At 66.0% G+C, this 12592-nt stretch carries 11 protein-coding genes; 6 read left to right on the forward strand and 5 right to left on the reverse strand.

The annotated features are described in order from the left end of the window. The first annotated feature begins 119 nt into the window (after positions 1 to 119). Entirely contained in the window at positions 120 to 1862 is a 1743-nt protein-coding gene (locus tag QX094_RS15780) for a type I secretion system permease/ATPase (RefSeq protein ID WP_316172701.1), read from the forward strand. Continuing rightward, complete coding sequence (locus tag QX094_RS15785; RefSeq protein WP_315713718.1) at positions 1859 to 3199, forward strand: HlyD family type I secretion periplasmic adaptor subunit; 1341 nt, start codon at positions 1859 to 1861, stop codon at positions 3197 to 3199. Before QX094_RS15780 ends, QX094_RS15785 begins: the two co-directional genes overlap by 4 nt. Before the next feature lie 214 nt (positions 3200 to 3413). On the opposite strand, the gene QX094_RS15790 is transcribed toward QX094_RS15785, so the two are convergent. From QX094_RS15790 to QX094_RS15800, 3 genes are all read right to left on the reverse strand, one after another. Next, positions 3414 to 3896 (reverse strand): CinA family protein, encoded by a 483-nt coding sequence (locus QX094_RS15790; RefSeq protein ID WP_316169566.1) that lies wholly within the window; start codon positions 3894 to 3896, stop codon positions 3414 to 3416. A gap of 109 nt (positions 3897 to 4005) precedes the next feature. Further along, positions 4006 to 5316: an MFS transporter gene (locus QX094_RS15795; protein WP_316174585.1), complete on the reverse strand. Its 1311-nt coding sequence runs from the start codon at positions 5314 to 5316 to the stop codon at positions 4006 to 4008. A gap of 120 nt (positions 5317 to 5436) precedes the next feature. Next, positions 5437 to 6357 (reverse strand): transcriptional regulator GcvA, encoded by a 921-nt coding sequence (locus QX094_RS15800; RefSeq protein ID WP_316167334.1) that lies wholly within the window; start codon positions 6355 to 6357, stop codon positions 5437 to 5439. 114 nt (positions 6358 to 6471) lie between these two features. On the opposite strand from QX094_RS15800, the gene QX094_RS15805 reads away from it, so the two are divergent. Next, complete coding sequence (locus QX094_RS15805) at positions 6472 to 6675, forward strand: DUF1127 domain-containing protein (protein WP_316167335.1); 204 nt, start codon at positions 6472 to 6474, stop codon at positions 6673 to 6675. Positions 6676 to 6752: 77 nt separating this feature from the next. Beyond that, positions 6753 to 7373, forward strand: a complete 621-nt coding sequence (locus tag QX094_RS15810) for a GNAT family N-acetyltransferase (protein WP_316167337.1) — start codon at positions 6753 to 6755, stop codon at positions 7371 to 7373. Positions 7374 to 7622: 249 nt separating this feature from the next. On the opposite strand, the gene QX094_RS15815 is transcribed toward QX094_RS15810, so the two are convergent. Next, complete coding sequence (locus tag QX094_RS15815) at positions 7623 to 8324, reverse strand: SDR family NAD(P)-dependent oxidoreductase (protein ID WP_315713724.1); 702 nt, start codon at positions 8322 to 8324, stop codon at positions 7623 to 7625. A 95-nt stretch (positions 8325 to 8419) separates the two neighbouring features. Beyond that, entirely contained in the window at positions 8420 to 9439 is a 1020-nt protein-coding gene (locus QX094_RS15820; protein WP_315825924.1) for a glutathione S-transferase family protein, read from the reverse strand. Between the two features lie 110 nt (positions 9440 to 9549). Between QX094_RS15820 and QX094_RS15825 the strand changes: the two genes are divergently transcribed. Both QX094_RS15825 and QX094_RS15830 read left to right on the forward strand, forming a co-directional pair. After that, positions 9550 to 11334 carry an acyl-CoA dehydrogenase family protein gene (locus QX094_RS15825; RefSeq protein WP_316188014.1) on the forward strand — a complete coding sequence of 595 codons (1785 nt, stop codon included), beginning with the start codon at positions 9550 to 9552 and terminating at the stop codon, positions 11332 to 11334. Positions 11335 to 11375: 41 nt separating this feature from the next. Then, positions 11376 to 12464, forward strand: a complete 1089-nt coding sequence (locus QX094_RS15830) for a Zn-dependent alcohol dehydrogenase (protein WP_315713727.1) — start codon at positions 11376 to 11378, stop codon at positions 12462 to 12464. Positions 12465 to 12592 lie beyond the last annotated feature (128 nt).

Here is a 12592-nt window from a genome sequence, read left to right on the forward strand (position 1 = left end):
AAGTGAGCATCGTTGGACGCTCACCGCGGGAATCAGTATATTTCGCCTTGTTTGCCGCCAGTTTGTGCTTTTGGTCGGCGGCCACGTAGCTCATTTGATCAATTGAAGAGATGGTGGTGATGGCGGCTGCACCTCACGTGAGGCAATCCGAGCTCAGCGATGCCTTGCGCGGTTGCCGTAGCGCCTTCATCGGCGTCGGGGTGATGAGCTGCATCATCAACCTGCTGTATCTCACCGGCTCGATCTTCATGCTCGAGGTCTACGATCGGGTGCTGCCGAGCCGGTCCGTGCCGACGCTGATCGGCCTGATCATCATCGCCGCGGGGCTTTACGCCGCCCAGGGCGCGCTCGACATGATCCGCAGCCGCATTCTCGGCCGGATCGGCACCGCGCTGGACGAGAGCCTGAACGCGCGGGTGTTCGACACCGTGGTGCGGCTGCCGCTGTCCGCCGGCGGCCGCAACGAGGGCCTGCAGCCGCTGCGCGACCTCGATAACATCAGGAGCTTCCTCGGCAGCCAGGGGCCGGGCGCGTTCTTCGATCTGCCGTGGCTGCCGCTGTATCTGGCGATCTGCTTCGCTTTTCACGTGATGCTCGGCGTTACCGCGCTGGCCGGCGCCATCATCCTCGTCGCCCTGACGCTGATCACCGAATTCCTCACCCGCACGCCGGCCAAGGAGGCGATGGGGCTCGCCGCCCGCCGCAACGATCTCGCCACCTCAAGTCGCCGCAACGCCGAGGTCCTGGTCGCGATGGGCATGACCGGGCGCATGCTGTCGCGCTGGAGCGAGACCAACGAAAAATATCTCGCCGGCAACCAGCGCGCCAGCGACGTCGCCGGCGGCCTCGGCGCCATCGCCAAGGTGCTGCGCATGATGCTGCAGTCCGCGGTGCTCGCGGTCGGCGCCTATCTCGTGATCCATCAGGAGGCGACCGCGGGCATCATCATCGCCGGCTCGATCCTGAGCGCGCGGGCGCTGGCGCCCGTCGATCTCGCGATCGCACATTGGAAGAGCTTCGTTGCCGCGCGCCAGAGCTGGCGCCGTCTCAGCCATCTGTTGCAGACGATGCCGCAGCGACCGGCGCCGACCCTGCTGCAGCCGCCGGTCGGCAAGCTCTCGGTCGAGGCCATCTCGATCGTCGCGCCGGGGGACCAGAAGGCGATCGTGCAGGACGTGAGCTTCGCGTTGTCGGCCGGCAATGGCCTCGGCATCATCGGTCCGAGCGCGTCGGGCAAGTCATCGCTGGTGCGGGCGCTGGTCGGTGTCTGGCGTCCGGTGCGCGGCCATGTCCGGCTCGATGGTGCGGCGCTCGACCAATGGTCGACGGACGAGCTCGGCCGTCACATCGGCTATCTGCCGCAGGATGTCGAATTGTTCGCAGGCTCCGTCGCGCAGAACATCTGCCGTTTCGATCCGCAGGCCTCCGCCGACGGCATCATCGCCGCCGCCAAGGAAGCCGGCGTGCACGACATGATCATCAAGATGCGCGACGGCTATGACACAGAGATCGGCGAGCAGGGGGCCGCGCTGTCGGCAGGCCAGGCGCAGCGCGTGGCGCTGGCGCGCGCGCTCTATGGCAATCCGTTCCTGATCGTGCTCGACGAGCCCAACTCCAATCTCGATACCGAAGGCGACGAGGCGCTGTCACGCGCGGTGCGCTCAGCGCGGGCGCGCGGCGCGATCGTGGTCGTCGTCGCGCACCGGCCGATCGGCATCGAGGCGGTCGACCAGGTGCTGGTCATGAAGGACGGCCGCGCCCAGGCGTTCGGTCCGAAGGAGACGGTGCTGGCGCAGGTGCTGCAGCCGCGTGCGCCGTCGCCGATCAAGATCGTCTCGGAAGCCGGAGTGGCAAAGCCATGAGCAGTCAGGTCGTTGCCGGTCCACTTCCTGGCGGCCGCAAGACGGAGAGCGTGCGCGAGTCGATCCGCCGCCACCTGCTGATCGGCATGGGCGTCGTCGTTGCGGTCGCCGGCGGGCTTGGCGGCTGGGCCGCGACGCAGCAGATTTCCGGCGCGTTGATCGCGCCCGGCCAGATCGTGGTCGAATCCAACGTCAAGAAGGTGCAGCATCCGACCGGCGGCGTGGTCGGCGAGCTTCGGGCGCGCGACGGCGACGTCGTCAAGTCCGGCGACATCGTGGTGCGGCTCGACGACACCGTGACCAAGGCAAGTCTCGCCATCGTCACCAAGAACCTCGATGCGCTGCAGGCGCGCGCCGCCCGGCTGGAGGCCGAGCAGCGCGGCTGGGCCAAGATCCTGTTTCCGCCGCAGTTGCTGCAGCGCATGAGCGATCCCGAGGTCAAGAGCCTGACGGCGAGCGAGACCAAGCTGTTCGAGGTCCGCGTCAACGGCCGCATTGGTCAGAAGGCGCAGCTGCGCGAGCGCGTCACCCAGCTGAACGAGGAGATCGAGGGACTCTCCGCGCAGGTCAGCGCCAAGGACCAGGAGATCGCGCTGGTCCAGAAGGAGCTCGACGGCGTGCGCCAGCTCTATGAGCAGCATCTGGTGCAGCTGTCGCGCCTGACCACCTTGGAGCGCGACGCCGCCCGCCTCAACGGCGAGCGCGCGCAATTCATCGCCGCGCGCGCCCAGGCCAAGGGCAAGATCAGCGAGACCGAGCTGCAGATCATCCAGGTCGACAAGGACATGGTCAGCGAGGTGTCCAAGGATCTGCGCGAGACCACCGACAAGATCGGCGAGTTCGTCGAGCGCAAGGTCACCGCCGAGGACCAGCTTCGCCGCGTCGACATCCGCGCGCCGCAGGACGGCATGGTGCTGCAGTCGAGCGTCCATACCGTCGGCGGCGTCATCACCGCCGGCGACACCATCATGCTGATCGTGCCGCAGAGCGATGATCTCCAGGTCGAGGCCAAGGTCAATCCGCAGGACATCGACAAGCTGCAGGTCGGCCAGAAGACGTTGCTGCGGCTGTCCGCCTTCAACCAGCGCACCACGCCGGAGCTGAACGGCGTCGTCAGCCGCGTCTCGCCCGACGTCACCACCGACCAGCGCACCGGCCAGAGCTATTACACCATCCGCGTCTCGATGCCGCCCGAGGAGATCGCAAGGCTCGGCGACGTCAAGCTGATTCCGGGCATGCCGGTCGAGGCATTCGTGCAGACCGGCGACCGCACTGTCATTTCCTACCTGATGAAGCCGCTGCACGACCAGCTGATGCGTGCGTTCCGGGAGAAGTGAAGGGCCCTGCTACCGTCCCTGCAGAGACCGCGGGCAGCGCTCCAATCTCGCTGTCATCCCCGCGAACGCGGGGATCCATAACCACAGGGAGCAGTCGTGGTGCGAGATGCTCGTGACGTCTCGCGTCGCGCCCCATTTCTGCTGCGGAGTATGGGTCCCGGGTCGGCGCCCGCCGACGCTGCGCGTCATCGGGCTTGCCCGGGACGACAGCGGTTTATTCGTCGAGTTTCTTGAGTAACAGCTCCAGCGCGCTTTTCGCGAACAGCTGCATGTTGGCAAAACGGTCGCTGTGGCCGCTCTCCAGAGTGACGACTGCGGTCGCGGGCCCCGCAACCGCGAAGCACGCATGTCCCGCCGCGTCGCCATAGCGATTGCCGGCAGGACCCGCGGCACCGGTCTCCGACACTCCCCAATCAGTCGCAAAGCGCGTCCTGATCTGCCGCGCCAGCAGCTCCGCATAAGGCTCCGACGCCGAGCGGATGCCCTTCATCGCCTCGTCCGGAATGTCCATCAGCACGCGGCGGGCGTCGCGCGTATAGACCACGGCGCCGCCGAGGAAATAGGCGGAGGCGCCGGGCACCGCGAGCAGCGCCGCCGCGATCAGGCCGCCGGCGGAGGATTCCGCAACGGCAATGGTCTGCTTTTTGGCGGTCAGCCGCGCCGCGACCTTCTCGGCGACAGCGATGAGGTGCTGCATGGCGTTCATCCTTCGGCAGCGTCGACACCCGCCGCTGCCGGCTGCTGTTCATTCCCCACCATCATGCGCCGAAAGCGCGCGCCAAGGAAGGCGCTGCCCCTCGCAGCGATCACGCAATGATCGGCTCGCGCGCCGCGACGGCCTGGCGGCCGCCGCGATAGACGGTCATCGCTGCGATGATACCGAGCACGGCGGCGCACATCAGCCAGTAGCCGGGCGAGGCCTTGTCGCCGGTCTTGTTGATGAGCCAGGTCGAGACCGCCGGCGTCGCGGTGCCGAACAGCCCAGCCGCCAGCGCAAAGGCGATCGAGAAGCAGGTGGTGCGGACATGCGCAGGCACGATCTCGACCAGGCAGCCCAGCATGGTGCCGCTGTAGACGCCGAAATAGAACGAGAACAGCATTTCGACCGCGAGCAGCTTGCCGAAGCTCGGCGCCGCCGCGAGCCAGTGCAAGGCGGGATAGGCGGTCAGCAACGCCAGAGCCGCGATGGTCACCAGCACCGGCTTGCGTCCGATCCGATCCGACACCGCGCCGCCGACCGGATTCCATAAGAAGTTGGTCACGGCGACCAGCAAAGTGACGAGCAGTGAATCCGACGCCGACAGCTTCAGCTGCTTGCCGAAGCCGGGACCGTAGACGGTGATGAAGTAGAACGTCGTCGTGGTCAGCACCGCGATCATCATGCCGAGGATCACGATGCGCCAGTTCTCCAGCGCCGAGGCGAATACTTCGCGCGCGGTCGGGTGCTTCTTCATCGCGAGGAAGGCCGGCGTCTCCTCCAGCGTGCGGCGCAGGAAGAAGATCAGCGGAATGATCAGGCAGCCGATGAAGAAGGGAATGCGCCAGCCCCAGGCGGCCACCATGTCCGCCGGCATGGCCTGGTTGAGCACGTAGCCGATGACTGACGCGACGAAGATCGCGACCTGCTGGCTGGACGACTGGAACGAGGTGTAGAGGCCGCGATTGCCGGGCGTGGAGATCTCGGACAGATAGACCGACACGCCGCCGAGCTCGACACCGGCCGAGAAGCCCTGCAACAGCCGGCCGAGCAGCACGATGATCGGGGCCGCGATGCCGATCGTCGCATAGGTCGGGCAGAATGCGATGACGATCGTGCCGATCGCCATGATGCCGAGCGTCACGATCAGGCCCTGGCGCCGGCCGATCTTGTCGACATAGGCGCCGAGCACGATGGCGCCGACCGGTCGCATCAGGGCGCCGAGCCAGAACACGCCATAGGCATTGAGCAGAGATGCAGTCTCGTTCTCCGATGGGAAGAACGCCTTGGCGATGATCGGGGCGTAGAAGCCGAACAGGAAGAAGTCGAACTGCTCGAGGAAATTGCCGCTGGTGGCGCGCAGGATCGCGCCGATGCGCGAATGGATCGTAGCCGGCTGCGGGATTGACGTTGAGGACACGCGGGGAAACTCCTACCGTCGAGAGGCTCGTGCGGAGGATTTCTACGCCGGCCGAGGGGAAAGGTGCGACAATCTGCCACGCCAAGCCCTGGCGGCCAATAGCTTTGCGCTCAAGGCGCTCTAGGCCTGAACAGAATTGGCGGCGGCCGACTTCTGCTGCATTGCACCCTTCAGCCATTGCCGGAACGCCTTCAGCTTCGGCGGATCGGTCCGGCCCTCCGGCGTCACCAGATAGAACCCGGCATCGCTCGGCAGCGTCATCTTGAACGGCACCACCAGCCGGCCCTTGGCGATGTCGTCCTGGACGTAGGCCGTACGCCCGATCGCGACGCCGAGCCCGTCGATCGCGGCCTGAACGGTCATCAGCGACAGGTCGAAGCTCAGCCGACCCTGCCTCGACATCTCCACCGGCAGACCCGCCGCGGTCAGCCATAGCCGCCAGTCGTCGTCATAGCCGCCGCTGACCTGCAGCAGCGTGTGATGTGCGAGGTCCTCCGGACAGCGTAGTGGCTTGTCGCCGTGCAGCAGCGCCGGACTGCACACCGGAAACAGCTCGTCGGCCATCAGCCACTCCGCCCGCACGCCCGGCCAATGGCCACGGCCATAGCGGATCGCGGCGTCGACGTCGTCCTTGCGAAAATCGACCAAGCCGGTCGACGTCGTGATTCGCACGTCGATGCCGGGATGGGCCTCCTGAAAGGCCGTCAGCCGCGGCAGCAGCCATTTGGCGGCCAGCGAGGCGATGGTGGAGACCGTCAGCACCTTGGCGTTGTCCTTGCGGACCAGCCGTTCCGTTGCCAGCCGGAGATCGTCGAACGCGGCGCGCACCAGCGGGAGATAGTCGCGGGCCTGCGGCGTCAGCGCCAGGCTACGGTTCTGGCGGACGAAAAGGCGCAGCCCGAGCTCGTCCTCCAAGCGCTTGATCTGATGGCTGATTGCGGTCTGCGTCACGTTCAGTTCGGAGGCCGCGCGGGTGAAGCTCAGATGCCGCGCCGCAGCCTCGAACGCCCGCAATCCATTCAGCGACGGCAGTCGGGCCATTCACGGCCTCCCCGGTTCATGACGTTATTTCATCCGAAACGGTAGTAAATGTCGTTTGTGGATGAAGCGCAAGCGCTCAATATTGCAGCCTCAAGGAATTTTCAGGAGGCTTTCATGTCCATCTACGTCTCCTCGTCAATGACGAAACATCATGGCCCGGGGTTCTGGTCCGGCGTCGTGGAGCTGCTCGCCGCGTGGCGCTTCCGCTACCGCACACGGCACGAGCTGGCGCACTGGTCGGAGCGCGACCTGCACGACCTCGGTCTGTCCCGCAGCGATATCGCCGCCGAGATCGACAAGCCGTTCTGGCGGGGTTGATCCCCCTTACTCATCCCGCCGCGCCGGTGCCGCTCCGCAAAGGAGGGCGCCGGCAAGCTTCCCGGTTGGAGCCGCGCATGCCGACGCCCGCCATTGCCGATATCGCTGCCGGCTCCAACATCATTCACACGCGGCGTGGCGAGGAGGTGCGCCTGCGCTTCGTCACATCTGACGACGCCGAGGCGCTGCAGAGCTATGTCCGGTCCTTGAGCCAACGTTCGCGCCACAAGCGTTTCCTCGGCGCACTCAACGAGCTGCCAAAGGCGGTGCTCGAGGATTTCGTCGCGCTCGGCCGCAACGACCGCTACAGCCTGATCGCGACGATGGACCATGAAGGTGTCGAAACCATCGTGGCCGAGGCGCGCTATGCATTCGATCGCGGCGTCGGTCGTGTCGAGTTTGGCCTGTCGGTCCATGACCGCTGGCAAGGCCACGGCATCGGTCCGGCGCTTATCGCGAATCTGGAAGAACGCGCGCTGGCGTTGGGTGGCGTGACCCTGTCGGGCGATGCGCTGCGTACCAACGACGTAATGATTGCATTGGCCCGCAAGGCCGGTTTCGCGATCAAGCCGCATGCGGACGATTGGACCCTGGTGCGGTTCGAGAAGGGTCTAAGCGGAGTGGTGGCTCATTCAGTGGGGGCAGATTTGCGCGTGGTCGGTCGCGAGCCGCAAGTCGCCACGTCCGAGATCAAATGACGTCATGCCTGCGAAGGCAGGCATCCCGTACGCCGCGGCCTCACCGTGTCACCAGCCATCAGTTGCGTGTACTGGATCGCCCGGTCGAGCCGGGCGATCACAGTTGCTATGAAGCGACCATCGATCCGCGTCATTGCGAGCGCAAGCGAAGCAATCCAGAGTCCTTGCTCCGCTCTGGATTCTTCGCTTCGCTCGCAATGACGGTGATCGTGGTGCGTCTGTGCCCACGTCATACGGAACATCAACTTCTCAAAACGTCTCCACCCACGGCCGCAGCTCCATCTCCCAACTCCAGGCACTCCGTGGTTGCTGCAGCACGCTCCAATAACTTGCGGCGATGGCATCCGGATCGAGCATCGAATTCGGGCGCTCCGCGGCTTCCTGACGCTCTGCGCTCTTGATCGCGCCGTCGATGACGAAATGCGCGACGTGGATGCCCTGCGGCGACAGTTCGCGCGCCATGCTCTGGGCGAGGCCGCGCAGCGCGAACTTGCCCATCGCGAACGGCGCCGACTGGGCGTAGCCCTTCACGCTGGCGGAGGCGCCGGTGAACAGGATGGCGCCGTGCTTGTTCGGCAGCATGCGCTGTGCCGCCTGCTGCGCCACCAGGAAGCCGCCGAAGGCGCTGACGGCAATCGACTGCTGCACGTCGGCCGGCACGAGATCGGTGAGCGCTCCGCGCGCCCGCGCGCTGGCATTGTAGACCACGAGATCAGGCGCGCCGATCTCGCGCTCGACGATGCCGAACAGCCGCTCGACTTCCTCCGGATTGGTTGCATCGCAGGGGTAGGCGCGGGCGCCGGTTTCGTTGCAGAGCGCGCCGAGCTTCTCGATCTTGCGGGCGGCCAGCGCCACGCGGATCTTCTCGCGCGCGAACAGCCTCGCCAGCGAGGCCGAGAGCCCCTCGCCGGCACCGACGATGAGGGCGATCTTGTAGGCAGGGATGTCCATGGGCATGTCCTTGGGCCAAAGCGTCCGCAGACATCAAGCTAGTGCACCGGCGGCCGACTTCCTACAGCTCGTCTCCACATTTTTGTCGCGCGTCCTCAGGTGGGACGCGGCTGCAATCCGGCGAGGCAGCCGATCTCCTCCAGCACGACATCGAGCCGGCTGCGATCGTGCAGGAAGGCGTATTTGCCGCGGAGCATTGCCAGCGAGCGCGCGTGATATTTCTGCGGCTTCTGCATCCATGTGAAGTCGCCGAACTGGACGCGGAAGACGCTGCGGTTCTCGGCCAGTGCCTGCTCGTTGGCGAGCGTCCATGGCATGAACAGCGCGCCGACCTGACGGGTCAGGATCGGCATCAAGGTCAGTGATAGTTCCGGCCACAGCTCGAACTCGCCTTCGGCGCGCGGCCATAGCATGCGGTGGATCCAGGCCAGCACATGCGGCGCGCGGCCTTCGATCAGGGCGCCGGCCGTCGGATCGGTCCACAGCTCGTAGAGCTGGCCCCACAGTCCGAAATCGCCGTAGGCCGGACGGTGGCCGAACAGATACGGCCTGACCGAGAGATGCCGTTCGAGCAGGTCGAGCATTTCGGCAAAGCCCTGCTCGATCTGCGGCGCGTTGATCTCGTTGGAGCCGACATACCACAGCCGCTCGACCATGCGCGCGCGGATCTTCTCGGCCAGCTCGCCCAACTCGGCCTCGTCCGCCCTGGGGGCGCGGATGCGGGCGATGCGTCCGGCCGAGGCGCGCTGGTCGAGATCGCGCGCCCAGCGATAATGGAACATCCACTTGTTGCCCCACTCGTCGCCGAACTCCTCGATCAAGGCCGAGATGAAGCTCGTCAGCGCGTCGCCGGGATGAATCGTGGGTTGCGGAAAGTCGAGCTCCAGTGCGTCGATGATCGGCGTCGAGTCCTGCATCGGCACCTCGTCGGGGGCGACCACCAGCGGAATGATCGGCAGCTTGGCGTGCCGCGCGAACTCCGCCTCGCTTTCCGCATTGCGCAATATCCAGTGATGCGGGATGCCCTTGTAACGCAGATACGATCGCACCTTGACCGAATAGGGCGACATCTCCGCCCCGAAGATGCGATAAACCTCCGTCGGCTGATTGGTCATGGATCTGCTCCCGGTTCGGCGCACGCCGCTGCCTGTTGTGTATCCGATCAGGCGCAACCTGTCGAAGAGTCCATCAGAGACTTGCGGAAACGAACGAGGGCTTAACGATCATGCATCAGTTCCTGAGGCGCGATGACGTGATGACCGGCGGCGCAAGGCCGGAGCTGCTGGCGCCCGATACCACCGGGCTGAACTTCTATCGCGCCGACCCCGCGCTCGCCGATCTCCTGCGCATCCATCTGCCCGAAGCGCTGTTTCGGCACCTCGTGCCGCATCTCGACCGTCTCGGCGAGCTCGCCGGCTCCTATCTCGACGAATGCGCCCGCTTGGCTGACCGCCATGGCCCTGTGCTGCACCAGCGCGACCGCTTCGGCCGCGACGTGCAGTGGGTCGAGTACCATCCGGCCTATCGCGAGCTCGAGCGCGCCGCCTTTGGCGAGTTCGGCATTCACGCCATGTCGATCCGCAAGGGCATTCTCGGCTGGCCGACCAAGTATCCGGTCACGGCCAAGCACGCCTTCACCTTCCTGTTCAACCAGGCGGAGTTCGGGCTGGGCTGTCCGATCAACGTCACCGACGGATGCGCCAAGCTGCTGGCGAGCTTCGGTAGCGACGGGCTCAAGGCCAAGTACCTCGATGGCCTGACCCAGACCGACATGAGAAAGCTGACCCAGGGCGGCCAGTTCATGACCGAGAAGGAGGGCGGCTCCGATGTCGGCACGTTGACGACGGTCGCCGTCCCGGAGGGCGACCATTGGCGCCTGCATGGCGAGAAATGGTTCTGCTCCAATGCCGATGCGAAAGTCGTGATGCTGCTGGCGCGGCCGCAAGGTGCCGAAGCTGGAACGCGCGGCGTCGGCCTGTTCCTGATGCCGCGCTTCCTCGATGACGGCAGCCAGAACCACTATCGGATCGTGCGCCTGAAGGACAAGCTCGGAACGCGCTCGATGGCCTCGGGCGAGATCAAGCTGGAGGGTGCCGTCGCCTATGCGGTCGGGAGGCTCGATCGCGGCTTCGTGCAGATGGCCGAGATGGTCAACTCGTCGCGTCTCTCCAACGGCGTCAAGTCGACGGCGCTGATGCGGCGGGCCTGGCACGACGCGATTACGGTCGCGCGCAACCGCGTGGTGTTCGGAAAACGCATCGTCGACCTGCCGCTCGGGCGGCGGCAACTGCTGAAGATCCTGCTCGCGACCGAGCAGGCGCTGTCGCTGAGCTTCCTCACCGCCGACGCGCTCGACCGTGCCGAGGCCGGCAGCCAGGATGCCGCGGCGCTGCTGCGCATTCTGACGCCGACATTGAAATTCCGCGCCACGCGCGACGCGCGCAAGGTCTGCGGCGATGCGTTGGAGATGCGCGGCGGGATCGGCTATGTCGAGGAGTTCGTCACCGCGCGGCTGCTGCGCGACGCCCATCTCGGCTCGATCTGGGAAGGCACCGGCAACATCGTCGCGCTCGATGCGCTGAAGCGCGCCGTGGGCCGGCACGGTGCGGAGGCCGCGCTGGCAGCCGACCTGCATGCGCGGCTCTACGACAGCGCCGCCGTGCCGCAGGCCTGGCGCGATCAGCTGCATCGACTGGTGGACCGTGCCGTGGGCTTTGCGCGCGAGGTCGCGGGACGCGCCGACAATGAGTCCGAAGCGCGCCGCGCCACCAGCCTGCTGTATCACGTGGCGAGCGCCGTCTCGACGACTTGGGAAAGCGGGCGCATCCACGCGATGCGCGGCGACGCGCGCAGGCTGCTGCTGGCAAAGCTCATCGTCGCGCACCGGCTGACGCCGTCCGATCCGTTCCGGCTCGCGGAAAATAGGATGGATGATGCCATCGCGACACTGCTGCTCGGCGAACGTACCGCTGACATGGAGGAGGTTGGCGAACTGCTGTCAGCGGCGTAGGCTTGCCGCGACCAACAACAAACAAGATCGGGAGAACGCCAATGAAAGCCGCCGTGCTGATGGAGGTCAACAAGCCGCTGGTGATCGAGGACATCAGTGTGCCCAAGCCGGGGCCGCGGGAAGTGCTGATCCGCACGGCGGTTGCCGGTCTCTGCCATTCCGACCTGCACTTCATCGAAGGCCTGTATCCGCATCCGCTGCCCGCCGTGCTCGGCCATGAATCGGCTGGGATCGTCGAGCAGGTCGGCGCCGACGTGACCTATGTGAAGCCGGGCGATCACGTCGTCACGTGCTTGTCCGTGTTCTGCGGCACCTGCGACAACTGCACCACGGGCCGCCCGGTGTTGTGCACCGATACGACGGTGAAGATGCCGCCCGGCGCCTCCAACCGGCTGTCATGGGGACGAAGCGAGAAGCTGCACCAGTTCCTCAACCTCTCGTCCTTCGCCGAGCAGATGCTGGTGCACGAGAACGCGATTGTGAAGATCCGCCCGGACATGCCGCTCGATCTCGCAGCGCTGATCGGCTGCGGCGTCATCACCGGCTATGGCGCCGTCGTCAACACGGCGCGGGTGCAGGCCGGCGAGACGGTGGCCGTGATCGGCTGCGGCGGCGTCGGCATGGCTGCGATCAACGGCGCCGAGATCGCGGGCGCGGGCCGCATCATCGCCATCGACACCAATCCGGCCAAGCTGCAGCTTGCGACGAAACTGGGCGCGACCGACATCATCAATCCCACTGAGGGCGACGTCGTGGCCCAGGTGCGCGAGCTCACCAAGGGCGGCGTGCACCACGCCTTCGAGGTGCTCGGGCGCAAGGAGACCGCCGAGCAGGCGTTCGCGATGCTGGCGCCGGGCGGCACCGCGACCATCGTCGGCATGATCCCGTTCGGCCAGAAGATCGAGCTGCACGGCTTCGACTTCCTGCGCGAGCGCCGCATCCAGGGCTCGTCGATGGGCTCGAACCACTTCCGCGTCGACATGCCCCGCCTCGTCGAGTTCTATCTGCGCGGCAAGCTGCATCTGGAGGACTGGATCTCCGCCAAGCTGAAGCTGTCGGAGATCAACGAGGGCTTTGCCAACATGAAGGCAGGCAAGACGCTGCGCAGCGTGATCATGTTCGATGCGTGAGGTGGGTGGTCGGGTGTGAGGCAGGTGATGAGGTTCGGCGGGTCTGCCTATTAGTTACCCGTCATGCCCGGGCTTGACCCGGGCATCCAGCCTCTCTGCAAGATGGATGGCCGGGTCAAGCCCGGCCA

The sequence above is a fragment of the Bradyrhizobium sp. SZCCHNS1050 genome, from assembly GCF_032484785.1.
Taxonomy (GTDB): domain Bacteria; phylum Pseudomonadota; class Alphaproteobacteria; order Rhizobiales; family Xanthobacteraceae; genus Bradyrhizobium.

Coding starts and splice junctions, on each gene's coding strand:
- QX094_RS15780 (WP_316172701.1), top strand. CDS start 120: ATGGCGGCTGCACCTCACGTGAGGCAATCCGAGCTCAGCGATGCCTTG.
- QX094_RS15785 (WP_315713718.1), top strand. CDS start 1,859: ATGAGCAGTCAGGTCGTTGCCGGTCCACTTCCTGGCGGCCGCAAGACG.
- QX094_RS15790 (WP_316169566.1), bottom strand. CDS start 3,896: ATGCAGCACCTCATCGCTGTCGCCGAGAAGGTCGCGGCGCGGCTGACC.
- QX094_RS15800 (WP_316167334.1), bottom strand. CDS start 6,357: ATGGCCCGACTGCCGTCGCTGAATGGATTGCGGGCGTTCGAGGCTGCG.
- QX094_RS15805 (WP_316167335.1), top strand. CDS start 6,472: ATGTCCATCTACGTCTCCTCGTCAATGACGAAACATCATGGCCCGGGG.
- QX094_RS15810 (WP_316167337.1), top strand. CDS start 6,753: ATGCCGACGCCCGCCATTGCCGATATCGCTGCCGGCTCCAACATCATT.
- QX094_RS15815 (WP_315713724.1), bottom strand. CDS start 8,324: ATGGACATCCCTGCCTACAAGATCGCCCTCATCGTCGGTGCCGGCGAG.
- QX094_RS15820 (WP_315825924.1), bottom strand. CDS start 9,439: ATGACCAATCAGCCGACGGAGGTTTATCGCATCTTCGGGGCGGAGATG.
- QX094_RS15825 (WP_316188014.1), top strand. CDS start 9,550: ATGCATCAGTTCCTGAGGCGCGATGACGTGATGACCGGCGGCGCAAGG.
- QX094_RS15830 (WP_315713727.1), top strand. CDS start 11,376: ATGAAAGCCGCCGTGCTGATGGAGGTCAACAAGCCGCTGGTGATCGAG.